This is a genomic window from Mycobacterium alsense (genome assembly GCF_002086635.1).
Taxonomy (GTDB): Bacteria; Actinomycetota; Actinomycetes; order Mycobacteriales; family Mycobacteriaceae; genus Mycobacterium; species Mycobacterium alsense.
In genome coordinates this window covers 231,532-248,977 of the sequence record NZ_MVHD01000003.1, presented here as the reverse complement: position 1 = coordinate 248,977, position 17,446 = coordinate 231,532, and the positions used below count along the sequence as shown (strand labels likewise).

Sequence of the window (17,446 nt, the reverse complement as noted above, 5' to 3'; positions counted from 1 at the left end):
CTCCCCCCGGCGCCCCCGGCCGACGCCCTGCCGCCCGCGCCGCCGCAGACGGCGAACGTCGGCTACACCCAGCAGCTGTGGGAAGAGATCCGGGGCGCGAACATCCACGGCAACGACGCGCTCGACGCGCTCGTGCAGCCGTCGTGATCACTGCGGCCCGCTAGGCCGAGCCCACCCACTCTTCGGTTCCGTCGTCGAAGAACTGGTGCTTCCACACCGGTAGTCGCGCCTTGATGCTGTCGACCAGGCGGGCGCACGTGTCGAACGCCGCCCGTCGATGGTCGGCGGCGACCGCGGCCACCAGCGCCGCCTCGCCGATGCGCAGGACGCCGACGCGGTGGCTGGCCGCGACGGCGCGCACCCCGGCAGCCTCCTCGGCGACCTCCGCCACCACCTGGGCGAGGACGTCGGCGGCCGACGGGTGCGCCGAATATTCCAGCCGCACCACCCGGCGGCCGGCGTCGTGATCGCGAATCATGCCGACGAATCCGACGATGGCCCCGGCAGACTGATGGCCCACCAGCTCTTCGTGCTCCGCCAAAACGATCGGCTCTTCGGTCATGGCGGCGCGCAAGACGCGCGTCATCGTTGGTGATCCCCGCCCGCGAGTTGGTCGAGCGCGTGGTCGAGCACGTCGGCGAGCACCCCGAGGCCGTCGCGGACGCCCCCGGGCGAGCCCGGCAGGTTGACGATCAGCGTCCGGCCGGCCACGCCGCAGACCCCGCGCGACAGCACAGACGTCGGCACCTTCGGCAGCCCCGAGCGGCGGATGGCGTCGGCCAGCCCCGGGATCATGTAGTCCAGCACCGCCACGGTCTGGTCCGGGGTGCCGTCGGTGGGTGAGATGCCGGTGCCGCCCGACGTGATGATCACGTCGACGTTGGCGTCGAGCGCCTCGCGCAGCGCCTTGCCGACGGCACCACCGTCGGCCACCACGTCGGTCTGTACCGGCGAAAAGCCTTGCTGCTCAAGCCATTCCGTGATGATCGGCCCGCATCGATCCTCGTACACGCCGGCCGCGGCGCGGGTCGACGCAATGATCACTCGTGCGGATCGCGCGCTCATCACCGCTCCCAATTTCCGGTTTTGCCGCCCTGCTTGCGCAGCACCCGGATGTCGTCGATACGCGCGGCGGGGTCGACGGCCTTTATCATGTCGTAGAGCGTGAGCCCCGCCACGGAGACGGCGGTCAGCGCCTCCATCTCCACGCCCGTGCGATCGGTGCTGCGCACGGTCGCGGTGATCTCGATGTCCGACTCGCCGACGGCGAAGTCGACGTCGACCCCGGTGAGCGCGAGCTGGTGGCACAGCGGGACGAGGTCGCTGGTGCGCTTGGCGGCCAGGATGCCGGCCACCCGCGCCGTGGCCAGCGCGTCGCCCTTGGGCATGCCGCCGGACGAGATCAGCGCCACGACCTCGGGCGAGGTGCGCAGTGCGCCCGCCGCGACGGCGGTGCGCTTGGTGGCGCCCTTTTCCGTGACGTCGACCATGTGCGCGGCCCCCCGCTCGTCCAGGTGCGAAAGCTTGCCGGACCGGGATTCGGGCGATGCCCAGGTCGCGGGCGGCTTGGCTGCCTCTGAGGCCTTAGCCATCCGGCGACCTACCGGTTGACGACGGTAACCGGGTGGAGGTAGGGCAGGTCGGTTGCGGGCAGCGGGAAGACCAACTCGCCGAACGGTGACAGCGCACCCGTCCGATCCGTCACCAGTTCGCTCACGGCGTGGTCGTCCGGGTCCGTCGTCGGCCAACCGTTGTCGACGTACTTGGTCTTGCGCGCCTTGCCCTCAGCAGTGTTAGCCACGGGTCCATTCTGACAGGTCGCACGGGTCCGGGTGACGCAAGGCCGCCCGCGGGCGTCCTGACCGTGGCGTTTGCGCCGGCCGACTGCTTTACGCTGGTCAGCAATGACCGACAACACCCCGGATATCCCGCTGGGGTCCTGGCTGGCCGATTTGCCCGACGAGCGGCTGATCCGACTGCTGGAACTACGGCCGGACCTCGCCCAGCCCCCGCCCGGCAGCATCGCGGCGCTGGCCGCGCGCGCCCAGGCGCGGCAGTCGGTCAAGGCCGCCACCGACGATCTCGACTTCCTGCGGCTGGCCGTGCTCGACGCCCTGCTGGTGCTGCAGGCCGACTCCGCCCCGGTGCCCACCGCCAAGCTGGTCGCGCTCATCGGTGACCGCGCTCCCGAGGCCGACGTCGTCGGCGCGCTGGACGACCTGCGACAGCGCGCCCTGGTGTGGGGCGAGGCAGCGGTCCGGGTCGCCGCCGATGCCGGCACCGCGTTGCCCTGGCATCCCGGGCAGGTCACGCTCGAGGACGGCTCACGCACGGGCGAGGAGATCGCCGGTCTCGTCGACGGCCTCGACGACGCGCAGCTCGCCGTGCTGGACAAACTGCTCGAGGGTTCGCCGATGGGCCGCACCCGCGACGCCGCGCCCGGCGCCCCGGCGGACCGCCCCGTGCCGCAGTTGCTGGCGATGGGGCTGCTGCGGCGCATCGATGCCGAGAGGGTGATCCTGCCCCGCCACGTCGGGCAGGTGCTGCGCGGGGAGGACCCCGGGCCCATGAGCCTGACCTCCCCCGACCCGGTCGTGTCGACCACGACGGCCGTCGACGTCGACGCGGTGGCCGCTGGCGCCGTCATCGACCTGCTTCGAGAGATCGACGTGCTGCTCCAAACCCTCGGCGCCGCACCGGTTTCCGAGCTGCGCAGCGGCGGACTGGGGATTCGCGACGTCAAGCGGCTGGCAAAGACGACCGGTGTCGAGGAGCGGCGGCTCGGCCTGATCCTCGAGGTCGCGGCGGCAGCCGGATTGATCGCCAGCGGCACGCCCGACCCGGAACCGGCCCACGGTGACGGGCCGTATTGGGCGCCGACGATGGCCATCGAACGGTACTCCGGGATGTCGCCGGCCGAGCGCTGGCACCTGCTCGCCCACACCTGGCTCGACCTGCCGGTCCGGCCGGCGTTGATCGGCACCCGCAGTCCTGACGCCAAACCCTATGGCGCCCTGACGGATTCGCTGTATTCAACCGCCGCGCCACTGGACCGCCGGCTGTTGCTGAGCATGCTCTCCGAGCTGCCACCCGGCGCCGGTGTCGACGCGGCCACCGCCTCGGCGGCGCTGATCTGGCGGCGTCCGCGCTGGGCCAGGCGGCTGCAGCCCCAACCCGTGGCCGACCTGCTGGCCGAAAGCCATGCGCTGGGATTGGTGGGCCGCGGAGCGATCAGCACGCCCGGCCGGGCGCTGCTCGACGCCGACCCGGGGAACGCGGTACAGGCGATGACGCGGGCGATGCCCGCGCCCATCGACCACTTCCTGGTGCAGGGCGACCTGACGGTCGTGGTGCCCGGACCGCTGCGACGCGAGCTGGCCGACGACCTCGCCACGGTCGCCACCGTCGAATCGGCGGGCACGGCGATGGTCTACCGCATCAGCGAACAGTCGATCCGCCACGCACTCGACGTCGGCAAGACCCGCGACTGGATGCAAGAGTTTTTCGCCAAGCACTCGAAAACTCCGGTGCCGCAAGGCCTTACCTACCTCATCGACGATGTCGCCCGCCGGCACGGCCAGCTGCGGATCGGCATGGCCGCGTCGTTCGTGCGCTGTGAGGACCCGGCCCTGCTGGCACAGGCGGTGGCGGCCGCCGACCAGCTGCGGCTGCGCGCCCTGGCGCCGACGGTCGCGGTGTCGCCCGCGCCGATCGCCGAGGTGCTCGTCGCGTTGCGCGCCGCCGGCTTTGCGCCGGCCGCCGAGGATTCGTCCGGCGCCATCGTCGATGTCCGGCCCCGCGGGGCCCGGGTGCCCACACCGCAGGAGCGCAGGCCGTACCGCCCCCTGCCGCGGCCCACCGGCGAGACGCTGAACGCGGTCGTCTCGGTGCTGCGGAAGGTGACCGCCGCACCCTTCGGCAACACCCGCGTCGACCCCGCGGTCACCATGTCGCTGTTGCAGCGCGCGGCCAAGGACCAGGCCACCCTGGTGATCGGCTACCTCGACGCCGCGGGGGTGGCCACCCAGCGGGTGGTGTCGCCGATCACGATTCGGGGCGGACAGCTGGTGGCCTGGGATTCGGGGTCCGCGCGGATGCGCGACTTCGCCATCCACCGCATCACCTCGGTGGTGTCGGCGGGCGACTGAATAATGGGGGGCATGACCGAGGGGCCGTTGATCGTGCAGTCCGACAAGACGGTGCTGCTCGAGGTCGATCACGAGCTGGCCGGCAACGCGCGCGCCGCCATCGCGCCGTTCGCCGAGCTGGAACGCGCGCCCGAGCACGTGCACACGTACCGGATCACGCCCCTGGCGCTGTGGAACGCGCGCGCCGCCGGTCACGACGCCGAACAGGTCGTCGACGCGTTGGTGTCGTTCTCCCGCTACGCGGTGCCCCAGCCGCTGCTGGTCGACATCGTCGACACCATGGCCCGCTACGGCCGGCTGCAGCTGGTCAAGCACCCCGCGCACGGCCTGACCCTGGTGAGCCTGGACCGCGCGGTGCTCGCGGAGGTGCTGCGCAACAAGAAGATCGCGCCGATGCTGGGCGCCCGCATCGATGAGGACACCGTCGTCGTCCACCCCAGCGAGCGGGGCCGCGTCAAGCAGATGCTGCTGAAGATCGGCTGGCCCGCCGAGGACCTCGCCGGTTACGTCGACGGTGAGGCGCACCCGATCAGCCTGGAGCAGGACGGCTGGCACCTGCGCGATTACCAGCAGCTGGCCGCGGACTCGTTCTGGTCCGGCGGCTCCGGGGTGGTGGTGCTCCCGTGCGGCGCCGGTAAGACGCTGGTCGGCGCCGCCGCGATGGCGAAAGCCGGTGCGACGACGCTGATCCTGGTCACCAACATCGTCGCCGCGCGGCAGTGGAAGCGCGAGCTGGTCGCGCGCACCTCGCTGACCGAGGACGAGATCGGCGAATACTCCGGCGAGCGCAAGGAGATTCGGCCGGTCACCATCTCGACGTACCAGATGATCACCCGCCGCACCAAGGGTGAGTACCGGCATCTGGAACTCTTCGATAGCCGCGACTGGGGGCTGATCATCTACGACGAGGTGCACCTGCTGCCGGCGCCGGTGTTTCGGATGACCGCCGACCTGCAGTCCAAGCGGCGCCTCGGGCTGACCGCCACGCTGATCCGCGAGGACGGCCGCGAGGGCGACGTGTTCTCCCTGATCGGCCCGAAGCGTTACGACGCGCCGTGGAAGGACATCGAGGCACAGGGCTGGATCGCGCCGGCCGAGTGCATCGAGGTGCGCGTGACCATGACCGACAACGAGCGCATGATGTACGCCACCGCCGAACCGGAGGAACGCTACCGGCTGTGCTCGACGGTGCACACCAAAATCGCTGTGGTGAAGTCGATCCTGGAGAAACACCCCGGCGAGCAGACCCTGGTGATCGGCGCCTACCTCGATCAGCTCGACGAGCTCGGCGTCGAGTTGGATGCCCCGGTGATCCAGGGATCCACCCGCACCAAGGAACGCGAGGCGTTGTTCGACGCCTTCCGCCGCGGTGAGGTGTCGACGCTGGTGGTGTCCAAGGTCGCCAACTTCTCGATTGACTTGCCGGAAGCCTCGGTGGCGGTGCAGGTTTCGGGCACGTTCGGATCGCGCCAGGAGGAGGCCCAGCGGCTGGGCCGGTTGCTGCGGCCCAAGTCCGACGGCGGCGGCGCCATCTTCTATTCCGTGGTGGCCCGCGACAGCCTCGACGCCGACTACGCGGCGCACCGGCAGCGCTTCCTGGCCGAGCAGGGCTACGGCTACGTCATCCGCGACGCCGACGACCTGCTGGGCCCGGCGATCTAGCGCGGGCAGTCAAAAGCCCCCGAAACGCCGTTGTCTCGGGGGCTTTTGTGCTTGTGGAGGGGCGGAGCGCTAGAGCGACACGATGGTCGCGGACGCGGTGCCCGGGGCCCCGTACACCTGGGCCAGGCCGACCCGTGGGTTGCCGGGAACCTGACGCTCGCCCGCCTCGCCGCGCAGCTGGCGCACCAGCTCGTGCATCTGCCGCAGGCCCGACGCGCCGATGGGTTCGCCGTTGGCGATCAGTCCGCCGTCGGTGTTGACGGGCAACGAACCGTGGATCTCGGTGGCGCCGTCGGCCAGCAGCTTTTCCTGCTCACCGTCGGCGCACAGACCCGTCTCGGCCATGTGGATGACCTCGTTGCCGGCGTCGGTGTCCTGCAGCTGGGCGACGTCGACGTCCTCGGGCCCGATGCCCGCCGCCTCGTAGGCCGCCTTGGCCGCGTGCACCGTCGGCGAGGCGTCCTCGTCCAGCGGGGCGAAGGTGGCGTGCACCTCGTAGGCGCCGTAACGACGGGTCCGGATCTCGCAGGCCCGCACGTACACCGGCTTGTCGGTGTACTTGTGCGCGATGTCGGCGCGGCACATGATGACCGCCGCGGCGCCCTCGTCGGGCGCGCAGAACATGTACTGCGTCAGCGGGTAATTGAGCACGTTCGAGTTGAGGATCTCTTCCTCGGAAATCGGCTTGCGCCGGAACGCGTTCGGGTTCAGCGCACCATTGCGGAAGTTCTTGGCGGCCACCTTGGCCAGCGTCGCCTGCGAGATGTTGTGGTCGTGCAGGTACTTGTTGGCCTTCATCCCGAAGAACTTGGTGGTGACGAACTGGCCGTTCTGCGCGTACCACTGCGGGAGCGCGAGCTTGGCGGGGTCGTCGGTGAACGCGCCGCGCGGATGCTTGTCCAGCCCGATGGCGATGCCGATGTCGTACTTGCCCAGCCGGATGGTGTCGGCGGTCTGCTGGATCGCGCTGGCGGCGGTGGCGCAGGCGTTGAACACGTTGGTGAAGGTGATGCCGGTCAGCCCGACCAGCCGCGTCACCGCGTCGGGATTGGACACCTCGTGGCTGCCGCCGAAGCCGAACTGGATGTCCTTCCAGTCCAGGCCGGCGTCGCTCAGCGCGGCCTGGATGGCCTCGGCGCCCATCTGCATCGCGGTCTTCTCGAAGCGGCCGAACGGGTGCAGACCCACGCCGATGATTGCGACGTCATTGGTCATCTCAGGCTCCCTTGTCGATCGGCTGGAACGCGAACGTCATGATCTCGGCGCCCTCTTCGTCCGTGGTGAGCGGCACCATGGTCAGCTCGACCTCCTGGCCGAATTGCAGCTTCGCCGGGTCGTTTTCGGTCAACCGGCCCTCGACCCGGATGATGTCGCCGAGCTGGACGAGGCCCACGCCGAACGGCACGAAATCGTTGCCCGCCGGGCCGGCATAGGGCGCCCCCGGCGGGAAACCCTGCGTGGTCCACGCCACCAGGGTCCCGCGGCGGGGCAGCAAGACCTCGGTCATCTCGCCGCCGCTGCAGCGCGGGCACCACTGCTGCACCGGGAACGTCGTGGCACCGCAGGCGCCGCAGCGACTCCCGATCAGCTGGGGGTTCTCGTCGGGCCAGGTGGAGATTTCGGGGGCGAGTGCCTTCTGCATAGGGGATCCTCCCGCGGTCCGCAACACATCAACGCGCTCCCTGAAAGGTACAACAGCGTTCGACAAAAGTGGAAATTGCGTTCTCGCTGCCTGCGGCCTCGCGCTGCCCCTCGGCTGGGGCGGCTATGTTGGGGACGCCGCCGCAACACGAGGAGACGAGCATGCCCGTCACGGTGCTACTGGAACTGAAATTCAAGCCCGAATCCGTGCCGGCGGCGCGCGACGTGATGGGTCGCGCCCTGCAAGTCACCCGCGCGTTCGACGGGAACCTGCGAACCGACGTGCTCGTCGACGGGGCCGACGAGGCGCACTGGATCGTCTACGAACTGTGGGACACGGTCGAGCACGACGAGGCCTACCGCGCATTTCGGGCCGGCGAGGGAAAACTGACCGAGCTGCCGCCCCTGTTGTCCGCGCCCCCGGTCAAGACGCGGTACGTCACCTCCGACGTCTAGGTCAGCGCGGGAATGACTTCCCGCTCGAAAACCTCGATGCCGGAACGGTCGTAGGCGGCCTCCGGGAAATAGCAGATCGCGTACTCGCACCCGAGATCGCGCACCTTCGCGATCCGTTCGATCACCTGTTCCGGTGTCCCGCTCGCCGCGTCCGGAATGCCGGTGACCATCGAATCCGCCACCGCCTCAGGCACATAGCCGGCCAGCCGGTCGCGCACCCGCCGCAGCCGGTCTTTGACGTCGGTCTCGGACCGACCGACGACGGCGGTGAAGTTGGCCGAGCGCACGATCGCGTCGAAGTCGGTGCCCACGTCGCGGCAATGCCGCGCCAGCACCTCCGACTTGTGGGCGAACGCCTCGGGTTCGGGCGTGAAGTTGGTGTACTGCGCGTATTTCGCGGCGATGCGCAAGGTCACTTTCTCCCCACCCCCGGCGATCCACAGCGGTATGCCGTTGGGTTGCAACGGCTTCGGCGCGACGATGGCGCCGTCGGCCTGGTAGTGCTCGCCGTCGAAGCTGACCTTGCCGTCGCGCCAGGCCTCGCGCATGATCTGCACGCCCTCGTCCAGGCGCGCCAACCGCACCTTGGCCGACGGAAACCCGTAACCGTAAGCGCGCCACTCGTGTTCGTACCAGCCGCCGCCGATGCCCATCTGGATCCGGCCTCCGGAGATGATGTCGGCGGTCGCGGCCACCTTGGCCAGGTACACCGGATTGCGGTAGCTCATCGCCGTGCACATCTGCCCGAGCTTGATGCGCGACGTGGTCGCCGCGTACGCCGCCATCAGCGACCATGCCTCGTGGGTGGCTTCGCCCGTCGGCAATGGGACGGTGTGGAAATGGTCGTAGACCCACAGCGAGTCCCACGCGCCGTTGTCGGCGTGGGCGGCCAAATCGCGCATCACCGCCCAGTGCTTCTCGGGGTCGATGCCGACCAGGTCCAGCCGCCAGCCCTGTGGAATGAAGAGACCGAAGCGCATAGCTTGGGACTCTAACCCGAGGAGGCCGTCATGCGGATACTCGTCTCCGGCGCCAGCATCGCCGGCCCCGTGCTGGCGTACTGGCTGGCCCGACGCGGCTTCGAGGTCACCGTCGTCGAGCGCGCGCCGGGATTGCGCAAGACGGGCGGCCACGCCGTCGATTTGTTCCGCCCGGCGATGGAAATCTCGGCGAAGATGGGCGTCTTGCCCCGCATCGAGGAGCTCGCCACCGGAACCGACCGCCTCACGATGCACCGGGAAGGCCGGCCGCGCCCCACCGAAATCGACCTCACCAAGCTCGTCGGCATCGCGTCGGACCGGCACGTCGAGATCATGCGCGACGACCTCAGCGAGATCTACTACGACGCCGCCCGTGACGACGTCGAGTACGTCTTCGGCGACTCCATCACCGCGATCGAGTACGACGGACAGGTGACGTTCGAGCACTCTCCGGCCCGCCGGTTCGACGTCATCGTCGGCGCCGACGGGCTGCACTCCAACGTCCGGCGCCTGACGTTCGGTCCGGAGGCGGACCTGACCCGGTTCCTGGGCGGCTACCTGGCGGTGGTGTCGGCGCCGCAGGGGCTGGCCAACCCGGGCGAGGTGACCGGCCACATCGGCGTCGGCCGCATCGCGGCGATCTACACCGCGGACCATTTGGACGACGCGCGCGCGGTGTTCATGTTCCGCAGCAACGAGCCGCTCGACTACGACCATCGAGACACGGTGCGGCAGAAGGAATTACTGCGCGGCACGTTCGCGGGCATGCACTCGCAGGTGGACCGTTGGCTCGAGGAAATCGCCGACACGCGCGCGTTCTACTTCGACGCGATCAGTCAGCTGCGGATGGACCGCTGGTCGCGGCGACGGGTCACCCTCGTCGGCGACGCCGGGTACTGCCCGGGCCCCGCGGTCGGCGGCAGCACCAGCCTTGCGGTGCTGGGCGCCTATGTGCTGGCCGGCGAGCTGGCCCGGGCGGACGGGGACCACCTGCGGGCGTTCGCGGCCTACGAACTGCAGATGCGCGGTCCTGTACACCTCAGCCGGTCCTTCGCGCGCGGCGTCGCCAGGGGCCTCATCCCCGGCTCGCGGGCCGCCGTATGGGCCCTGACCCGCGGGGTCCGGCTAGTCTCATTGATGCCCGGCTCGCTCTCCCGGACGCTGGCGAAACTGAACACCAGGGGCGTGCGCATGCACGACTCGATGCCGGTGCCCGACTACAGCGCGGCCGAGGCCTGACAGCGTGCCGCGAAAGGACTGATCGCCGATGGATCTTGCCGGGGTGGGCATCTGGAGCAGTCAACTGCGCTACGGAGACGCGGCCGAAAGCGCAGACGCCGCGGCGGAACTGGACGAGTTGGGCTTCCCGGCGCTGTGGATTCCCGACGTGGGCGGCCCGGTGTTCGACGCGGTGGGTCGCCTGCTCGCCGCGACCAAGCGGACCGTGATCGCGACGGGAATCCTGAACCTGTGGATGCACGCCGCCGCCGATGTCGCCGCGTCCTATGCCGCGCTGACCGCTGAGCACGGCGACCGCTTCCTGCTGGGGATCGGCGTCAGCCACGCGCCGCTGATCGACGCCGGCCAGCCCGGGCGCTACCGCAAGCCGCTGGCGGCGACGGCGGCGTTCCTGGACGGGTTGGACACCGCGCCGCAACCCGTGCCCCGCGACGCGCGGGTGCTTGCCGCGCTCGGCCCGAAGATGCTGGCCTTGTCGGCGATGCGCGCCCGCGGCGCCCACCCTTACCTCGTCACGCCCGACCACACCGCCGGCGCCCGTTCGACTTTGGGCGAGGGACCGCTGCTGCTGCCCGAGCAGACCGTGATCCTGACCGACAGCGCCGACGAGGCGCGTCGCATCGGGACCGACTGGCTCCGGGCCTATCTCGCGCTGCCGAACTACGCCAACAACCTGCTGCGCACCGGATTCTCGAACGACGACCTGGCGCAGGTCAGCGACCGGCTGTTCGACGCGATCATCGCCTGGGGGGACGAGGGTGCGGTCATGCGCCGGGTCGCCGAGCACCGCGCGGCTGGCGCCGACCACGTCTGCGTCCAGGTGCTGACGGCCGACCCCAGGGAATTCCCGCGCGAGCAATGGCGCCGAATCGCCGCGGCCGCCAACGGATGACCGCCGGGACCTACGGTTAGGCCATGGCCTCCAAACACACGCTGTTCCGGATCCTTTACCGCATCGGCTTCACCCCGTGGGACGGGCACCCCATCGCGCAGAACCTGCGGGACTTGGTCGAGGGAACCGACGGCACACCCGCGCTGCCGCCGGGGACCGCCCTCGACCTGGGCTGCGGTACCGGGGACGCGTCGATCTACCTGGCACGACACGGCTGGAAGGTCACCGGCGTTGACTTCGTGCCCAAGGCCCTCGACCGGGCCCGCGCGAAGGCGGCCAACCTGCCGGTCGACTTCGTCCAGGCCGACGTCACGCGGCTGAGCCGGGCCGGTATCGGCACCGGCTTCTCGCTCATCGTCGACAACGGCTGCCTGCACAACATGAGCGACGACGACCGCGACGCGTACGTCCGCGAGGTCGGCGCGGTGGCCGCGCCCGACGCGCGGCTGCTGATCGTCGCGTTCCTGCCCGGCGGGAGGTTCGGCGTGCGCGGCGTCGAACCCGCCGAAATGGAACGGCGATTCACCTCCGGCTGGACGCTGTTGTCCGCCGGCCACGAGCGCGAGCTCGACCGCGACAAGACCCCGGTGCGCTACTACCTCTTTCAGCGCCGCACCTGAGTGGTGAGCAGACGCAGAATCGCACGCGTAGAGCCCGCGCAATGCGATTCTGCGTCTGCTCGCGGTAGTTAGGCGAGCGACTCCGGCGGCAGGAAGCGGTCGCCGTACTTGGCGGCCAGCTCGCGGGCGCGCGCCACGAAGGCTTCCTTGCCGACGCCGGCCGGCCCCTCGTAGCCGACGATGAACTGCGCGCTGCCGCCCGTCCACGGCGGGAAGCCGATGCCCATGATCGAGCCGATGTTGGCGTCGGCGGTCGACGTCAGCACGCCCTCGTCGAGGCACTTCTGCGTCTCGAGCGCCTCGGCGAACAGCATCCGGTCGATCATGTCCTGCAGCGGCGGCTGCGACGAACCGGACTTGAACGTCTCCCGCAGCCCCGGCCACAAACCGGACCGCTTGCCGTCGGGGTACTCGTAGAACCCGGCACCCTTGAGCCGGCCCGACCGGCCGAGCTCGATCATCTTCTCCACCACCGCTTCTGCCGGGTGCGGGTCGTAGGTGCCGCCCGCGTCCTCGACCCCCTTGCGGGTGGCGACGGCGATCTTGTGCATCAGCTCCAGGTTGAGCTCGTCGGAGAGCTGCAGCGGCGGCGCCGGGTAGCCGGCCTGCGACCCGGCCTGCTCGATCGAAGCCGGCTCGACGCCCTCGCCGAGCATCGCCAGCGCCTCGTTGACGAAGGTGCCGATGACCCGCGAGGTGAAGAAGCCGCGGCTGTCGTTGACCACGATCGGTGTCTTGCCGATGGCCAGGGTGTAGTCGAACACGCGGGCCAGCGTCTCGTCGGAGGTCTTCTCGCCCTTGATGATCTCGACCAGCGGCATCTTGTCCACCGGTGAGAAGAAGTGGATCCCGATGAAGTCCTCCTGGCGCTTCACGCCGGTGGCCAGGCCGGTGATCGGCAGCGTCGAGGTGTTGGACCCCAGCACCGCGTTGGGCTCGACGATGTCCTCGATCTCCTGGAACACCTGGTGCTTGAGGTCCTGGTTCTCGAACACCGCCTCGATCACGAAGTCCACACCCTTCAAATCGGCGGCGTCGGCCGTCGGGGTGATGCGGCCCAGCAGCGCCTTGGACTTCTCCTCGGTGGTGCGGCCGCGCTCCAGGGCCTTGGCCTCCAGCTTTTCGGAGTAGCCCTTGCCCTTTTGCGCCGCCTCGAGGCTCACATCCTTGAGCACCACTTCGTAGCCGGCCTTGGCCGAGACGTAGGCGATGCCGGCACCCATCATGCCCGCGCCGAGCACGCCGATCTTGTTGATCGTGACCGGCTCGATGCCCTCGGGCCGCGACCCGCCGTTGTTGATGGTCTGCAGGTCGAAGAAGAACGCCTGGATCATGTTCTTGGCGACCTGGCCGGTGACCAGCGAGGTGAAGTAGCGGCTCTCGATGCGGCTGGCGGTGTCGAAATCGACCTGCGCACCCTCGACCGCGGCGGCCAGGATGGCCTTGGGCGCCGGCATCGGCGCGCCCTTGAGCTGCTTGCGCAACAGCGACGGGAACGACGGCAGGATGGCCGCCAGCCCGGGCGAGGCCGGGGTGCCGCCGGGAATCTTGTAGCCCATCTTGTCCCACGGCTGCTCGTGTGAGTCCGGGTTCACCTTGATCCAGGCTTTGGCGGCGGGCACCAATTCCTCGACGGTGGGCAACAACTCATCGATCAGGCCGAGTTCCTTGGCCTTGGCCGGCTTGAAGCGCGTCCCCTGCGACAGGATGTTGACGAAGGCGTTCTGGATGCCGAACATCCGCACCGTGCGGGTGACGCCACCCGCGCCGGGCAGCAGGCCCAACGTCGCCTCGGGGAAGCCGAACTGTGACCCCTTGACGTCGGCCGCGATGCGGTGGTGACAGGCCAGCGCGATCTCCAGGCCGCCGCCGAGCGCGGCGCCGTTGAGCGCCGCCACCACCGGCTTGCCCAGGGTCTCGAGCGTGCGCAGCTGCTTCTTGACGTTCTCGACCAGATCGTAGGCCTCACCGGCGTTCTCCGGGCCGATCTGAATCATGCTCTTGACGTCGCCACCGGCGAAGAAGGTCTTCTTTGCGCTGGTGATCACCACCCCGGTGATCGAATCCTTTTCGGCGACAAGGCGATCCACGGCCTTGCCCATCGACTCGATGTAGGCCTCGTTCATCACGTTGGCCGAACCGGACGGGTCGTCCAGGGTCAGCGTGACGATGCCGTCGTCGTCCTTATCCCACTGAATGGTGTTGTCGGCCATTGCCTTAAACCCTCTCGATGATCGTCGCGACACCCATGCCGCCGCCAATACACAGCGTCACCACGGCGCGCCGGGCGTTGCGGCGCTCCAGCTCGTCGACCATGGTGCCGAGAATCATCGCGCCGGTGGCCCCCAGCGGGTGCCCCATCGCGATGGCGCCACCGTTGACGTTGAGCTTCTCGTCGGGGATGTTCAGGTCCTTCTGGAACTTCAGCACCACCGAGGCGAACGCTTCGTTGAGCTCGAACAGGTCGATGTCGTCGACCGTCAGGCCCGCGCGGTCGAGCACCTTGCGGGTGGCCGGCGTCGGACCGGTCAGCATGATGGTCGGCTCCGCCCCGGTGGTGGCGGTCGCGACAATGCGCGCCCGCGGGGTCAGGCCCTGTGACGTGCCGGCCGCTTCGTTGCCGATGAGCACCAGCGCGGCCCCGTCGACGATGCCGGAGCTGTTACCGCCGGTGTGGACGTGGTCGATCTTTTCGACCCAGTGGTACTTCTGCAGCGCCACGTCGTCGAAGCCACCCATGGCCGCCAGCCCCTCGAAGGCGGGCTTCAGCTTGGCCAGGCCCTCCATGGTGGTGTCGGGCCGCATGTGCTCGTCGTGGTCGAGGATCAGCAGGCCGTTCTGGTCGCGCACCGGCACGACCGACTTGGCGAAGTAGCCGCCCGACCACGCCTCGGCCGCGCGCTGCTGGCTGCGCAGCGCGTACGCGTCGACGTCCTCGCGGGAGAAGCCCTCGATGGTGGCGATCAGGTCGGCGCCGATGCCCTGCGGCACGAAGCCGACGTCGTAGTTGGTGGCCGGGTCCAGCGCCATCGCGCCGCCGTCGGATCCCATCGGCACCCGGCTCATCGACTCCACGCCGCCGGCCAGCACCAGGTCGTCCCAGCCGGAACGCACCTTCTGCGCGGCGGTGTTCACGGCCTCCAGGCCCGAGGCGCAGAACCGGTTGAGTTGCACGCCGCCGACGGTGTCGGGCATGCCGGCGGCCAGCACCGCGGCCCGGGCGATGTCGCCGCCCTGGTCGCCGACCGGCGAAACCACCCCCAGGATGACGTCGCTGATCAGGTTCTCGTCCAGGTCGGGAAAGCGTCGGCGCAGCTCGTCGATCAGGCCGACGACCAGGCTCAGCGGCTTGACCTCGTTGAGCGAGCCGTTCTTCTGCTTGCCGCGCGGGGTGCGGATGGCCTCATAAACATAGGCTTCTTCGGACATGTCGGCTTCCTCTTCACAAATGGGGTTTCGGATCCGTACCAGCACCCTAACAGGGCGCCCGTCCAACCTGTTGGTTGGGCAGGTTTCCGCAGCTCACAGCACCAAGGCCCGCACCATGGCGGGTCTCGCCACCCGACTTTGCGCCGGCGTGACGCTCGCGGGGAGCACGCGGCCTTAAGCTCGACGACCATGACGGTGTCGCGACTGCGGCCCTACGCCACGACGGTGTTCGCCGAGATGTCGGCGCTGGCCGCGCGGATCGGCGCGGTGAACCTCGGCCAGGGTTTTCCCGACGAGGACGGGCCCCCCGCGCTGCTGAAGGCCGCCCAAGACGCCATCGCCCACGGCGCCAACCAGTATCCGCCGGGGCTGGGCATCGAACCGCTGCGCCAGGCCATCGCCGCGCACCGCCGCCGCCATTTCGGCATCGAGTACGACCCCGACACCGAGGTGCTGGTGACGGTCGGCGCCACCGAAGCCATCGCCGCGGCGGTGATCGGGCTGGTCGAGCCCGGCTCCGAGGTGGTCCTCATCGAACCCTTCTACGACTCCTACTCCCCGGTGGTGGCGATGGCCGGCGCGCAGCGGGTCGCGGTGCCGCTGGTCCCGGACGGGCGCGGCTTCGCCCTCGACGCCGACGCGCTGCGCCGGGCGGTGACGCCCCGGACCCGCGCGCTCATCGTCAACTCGCCACACAACCCGACCGGCACGGTGCTGAGCGCGGCGGAGCTGGCCGCCATCGCGGAGATCGCGGCGGCCGCCGACCTCTTGGTGATCACCGACGAGGTCTACGAGCATCTGGTGTTCGACGGCCCGGGCCGCAGAAAGCATCTGCCGCTGGCCGGCTTCGACGGCATGGCCGAGCGCACGATCACCATTTCCAGCGCGGCCAAGATGTTCAACTGCACCGGATGGAAGATCGGATGGGCTTGCGGCCCAGCGCAACTCGTCGCGGGGATCCGTGCGGCCAAGCAGTATCTCAGCTACGTCGGCGGCGCGCCGTTCCAGCCCGCCGTGGCCCTCGCGCTGGATACCGAGGATGCCTGGGTGGCCGACCTGCGCCGCACATTGCAGGCCAGGCGCGACCGGCTGGCCGCGGGACTGGCCGAGATCGGCTTCGCGGTGCACGACAGCGACGGCAGTTACTTCCTGTGTGCCGACCCGCGCCCGCTGGGCTACGACGACAGCACCGCATTCTGCGCGGCGCTGCCGGAAAAGGTCGGCGTGGCGGCGATCCCGATGTCGGCGTTCTGCGACCCCGCCGCGCCCTACCTCGACGTGTGGAATCACTTGGTGCGCTTTACTTTCTGCAAGCGCGACGACACCCTCGACGAGGCGATCCGGCGGTTGGGCGCGCTGCGGGACGGGGCGATTACCCGGCCGGACCCGCGTCACGCATAACGCGCTCGCGCAGTCCCTCGAGCGCGGCGTGCAGGATCTTCTTGCGGGCCCGCTTGACCCAGAACTCGGGCAGCGGCGCCGAGGGCTCGACGGTGATGGCAAATCTCACCCGGGTCCTGTCCTCACCCTCCCGCTCCAGGGTGTACTCGCCGTGCTGGCCGCGCTGCTGCGCGGTCTTGTGCGCATCCCACACCATCCAGTCGGGGCCCCAGTGGTATTCGAGCAGCTCCGTGTCGTGAATGCCGGTCACCGCGATGGTGACCCGCACGTGGTGCGGTCGCCCATCGGGATGCTTGTCGACGACCTCGACCCGTTTGTGCACCGGGGACCACGACGGCACCGCGTCCATGTCGGCGAGCGCCTCCATGATCGCTTCCGGGGGCGCTTCGATGACGATCTCCGACGTCGCTTGTACGGCCACTGCTACAAAATTAGCAATCGCGGTCGCGCCAGGAACCCCTTGCGGCCAACTAAGCCGGCGGGCCCGAATCCCCGCCGCCCACCACGAGGTCGGTCAGCCCCTTCACCGACGCGTCGAGAACCTTCTCGGTCGCCCGCTTGACGACGAAACCCGGGATCGGCCCGGCCGGTTCGACGGTGATGTCGAACCGCACGCGCGTCTGGTCGACCCCCTCGGGTTTGATGTTGTACTCGATGTGCTGGCCATGCTGCTGGGCAGTTCTCTTGGCGTCGTAGACCACCCAGTCGGGGCCCCAGTGATATTCCAGGACCTCTTTGTCGACGAGCCCGAGAATCTTGATCGTGGCCTTCACGTGGTGCGGCAGGCCGTCGGGATAACGGTCGACCACTTCGACCTGTCGGTGCAGCGGCGACCACGACGAGAGCAGGCCGACATCTGTCAGCGCCTCCATCACCACGTCTGGCGGCGCGTCTACGACAAATTCTCGCGATGCTTTTACGGCCACTGCAAACAAACTAACCCCAACGGCCTGCGCGCGGGTGGCATTTCCCCGTATA

Annotated in this window: 18 protein-coding genes; 7 read left to right on the top strand and 11 right to left on the bottom strand. The window is 69.4% G+C overall.

Annotated features, from left to right (window positions below):
- Nucleotides 1-160 precede the first annotated feature (160 nt).
- Genes BST11_RS04000 through BST11_RS03985 form a run of 4 tightly spaced genes read right to left on the bottom strand, consistent with a single transcriptional unit; the run spans nt 161 to nt 1,801 of the window.
- Nucleotides 161-586 carry a molybdenum cofactor biosynthesis protein MoaE gene (locus BST11_RS04000; RefSeq protein WP_083136679.1) on the bottom strand — a complete coding sequence of 142 codons (426 nt, stop codon included), beginning with the start codon at nt 584-586 and terminating at the stop codon, nt 161-163.
- On the bottom strand, nt 583-1,065 hold the full coding sequence (locus BST11_RS03995) for a MogA/MoaB family molybdenum cofactor biosynthesis protein (RefSeq protein ID WP_083136678.1): 483 nt from the start codon (nt 1,063-1,065) through the stop codon (nt 583-585). The genes BST11_RS04000 and BST11_RS03995 overlap by 4 nt, the downstream gene beginning before the upstream one ends.
- Complete coding sequence (moaC, locus tag BST11_RS03990; protein ID WP_083136677.1) at nt 1,065-1,592, bottom strand: cyclic pyranopterin monophosphate synthase MoaC; 528 nt, start codon at nt 1,590-1,592, stop codon at nt 1,065-1,067. Before moaC ends, BST11_RS03995 begins: the two co-directional genes overlap by 1 nt.
- An 8-nt stretch (nt 1,593-1,600) precedes the next feature.
- Nucleotides 1,601-1,801 (bottom strand): hypothetical protein, encoded by a 201-nt coding sequence (locus BST11_RS03985; protein WP_067322303.1) that lies wholly within the window; start codon nt 1,799-1,801, stop codon nt 1,601-1,603.
- A 103-nt stretch (nt 1,802-1,904) separates the two neighbouring features.
- Here BST11_RS03985 and BST11_RS03980 point away from each other — a divergent pair, with 103 nt between their 5' ends.
- Both BST11_RS03980 and BST11_RS03975 read left to right on the top strand, forming a co-directional pair.
- Nucleotides 1,905-4,148: a helicase-associated domain-containing protein gene (locus BST11_RS03980; protein ID WP_083136676.1), complete on the top strand. Its 2,244-nt coding sequence runs from the start codon at nt 1,905-1,907 to the stop codon at nt 4,146-4,148.
- A 12-nt stretch (nt 4,149-4,160) separates the two neighbouring features.
- On the top strand, nt 4,161-5,810 hold the full coding sequence (locus BST11_RS03975; protein WP_083136675.1) for a DNA repair helicase XPB: 1,650 nt from the start codon (nt 4,161-4,163) through the stop codon (nt 5,808-5,810).
- 69 nt (nt 5,811-5,879) lie between these two features.
- Here the strand turns inward: BST11_RS03975 and BST11_RS03970 are convergent, their stop codons facing one another.
- Together BST11_RS03970 and BST11_RS03965 are read right to left on the bottom strand one after the other, a co-directional pair.
- Complete coding sequence (locus BST11_RS03970) at nt 5,880-7,025, bottom strand: thiolase family protein (protein WP_083136674.1); 1,146 nt, start codon at nt 7,023-7,025, stop codon at nt 5,880-5,882.
- A gap of 1 nt (nt 7,026) precedes the next feature.
- On the bottom strand, nt 7,027-7,452 hold the full coding sequence (locus BST11_RS03965) for a Zn-ribbon domain-containing OB-fold protein (RefSeq protein ID WP_083136673.1): 426 nt from the start codon (nt 7,450-7,452) through the stop codon (nt 7,027-7,029).
- A gap of 161 nt (nt 7,453-7,613) precedes the next feature.
- Between BST11_RS03965 and BST11_RS03960 the strand changes: the two genes are divergently transcribed.
- The gene (locus BST11_RS03960; RefSeq protein ID WP_083136705.1) at nt 7,614-7,907 is read left to right on the top strand and encodes a putative quinol monooxygenase; all 294 of its coding nucleotides are present in this window, start codon (nt 7,614-7,616) and stop codon (nt 7,905-7,907) included.
- On the opposite strand, the gene BST11_RS03955 is transcribed toward BST11_RS03960, so the two are convergent.
- Nucleotides 7,904-8,887: an LLM class F420-dependent oxidoreductase gene (locus BST11_RS03955; RefSeq protein ID WP_083136672.1), complete on the bottom strand. Its 984-nt coding sequence runs from the start codon at nt 8,885-8,887 to the stop codon at nt 7,904-7,906. The genes BST11_RS03960 and BST11_RS03955 overlap by 4 nt on opposite strands.
- Nucleotides 8,888-8,917: 30 nt before the next feature.
- On the opposite strand from BST11_RS03955, the gene BST11_RS03950 reads away from it, so the two are divergent.
- The 3 genes from BST11_RS03950 to BST11_RS03940 are packed head-to-tail and all read left to right on the top strand — an operon-like array spanning nt 8,918 to nt 11,638.
- A complete protein-coding gene (locus tag BST11_RS03950) occupies nt 8,918-10,126 on the top strand; it encodes an FAD-dependent monooxygenase (RefSeq protein WP_083136671.1) in 1,209 nt (402 codons plus the stop codon).
- Between the two features lie 28 nt (nt 10,127-10,154).
- On the top strand, nt 10,155-11,018 hold the full coding sequence (locus BST11_RS03945; RefSeq protein ID WP_083136670.1) for an LLM class F420-dependent oxidoreductase: 864 nt from the start codon (nt 10,155-10,157) through the stop codon (nt 11,016-11,018).
- A gap of 23 nt (nt 11,019-11,041) precedes the next feature.
- Nucleotides 11,042-11,638 (top strand): class I SAM-dependent methyltransferase, encoded by a 597-nt coding sequence (locus BST11_RS03940; RefSeq protein WP_083136669.1) that lies wholly within the window; start codon nt 11,042-11,044, stop codon nt 11,636-11,638.
- A gap of 68 nt (nt 11,639-11,706) precedes the next feature.
- Here BST11_RS03940 and BST11_RS03935 read toward each other — a convergent pair whose 3' ends face one another.
- Nucleotides 11,707-13,851 carry a 3-hydroxyacyl-CoA dehydrogenase NAD-binding domain-containing protein gene (locus tag BST11_RS03935; RefSeq protein ID WP_083136668.1) on the bottom strand — a complete coding sequence of 715 codons (2,145 nt, stop codon included), beginning with the start codon at nt 13,849-13,851 and terminating at the stop codon, nt 11,707-11,709.
- 4 nt (nt 13,852-13,855) lie between these two features.
- Complete coding sequence (locus tag BST11_RS03930; RefSeq protein ID WP_083136667.1) at nt 13,856-15,067, bottom strand: acetyl-CoA C-acetyltransferase; 1,212 nt, start codon at nt 15,065-15,067, stop codon at nt 13,856-13,858.
- A 189-nt stretch (nt 15,068-15,256) separates the two neighbouring features.
- Here BST11_RS03930 and BST11_RS03925 point away from each other — a divergent pair, with 189 nt between their 5' ends.
- The gene (locus tag BST11_RS03925; RefSeq protein ID WP_083136666.1) at nt 15,257-16,468 is read left to right on the top strand and encodes a pyridoxal phosphate-dependent aminotransferase; all 1,212 of its coding nucleotides are present in this window, start codon (nt 15,257-15,259) and stop codon (nt 16,466-16,468) included.
- On the opposite strand, the gene BST11_RS03920 is transcribed toward BST11_RS03925, so the two are convergent.
- Both BST11_RS03920 and BST11_RS03915 read right to left on the bottom strand, forming a co-directional pair.
- Complete coding sequence (locus BST11_RS03920) at nt 16,440-16,889, bottom strand: SRPBCC family protein (protein WP_067322344.1); 450 nt, start codon at nt 16,887-16,889, stop codon at nt 16,440-16,442. The genes BST11_RS03925 and BST11_RS03920 overlap by 29 nt on opposite strands.
- Nucleotides 16,890-16,938: 49 nt before the next feature.
- Nucleotides 16,939-17,394, bottom strand: coding sequence for an SRPBCC family protein (locus tag BST11_RS03915; RefSeq protein ID WP_083136665.1), 456 nt, complete (start codon nt 17,392-17,394; stop codon nt 16,939-16,941).
- Nucleotides 17,395-17,446 lie beyond the last annotated feature (52 nt).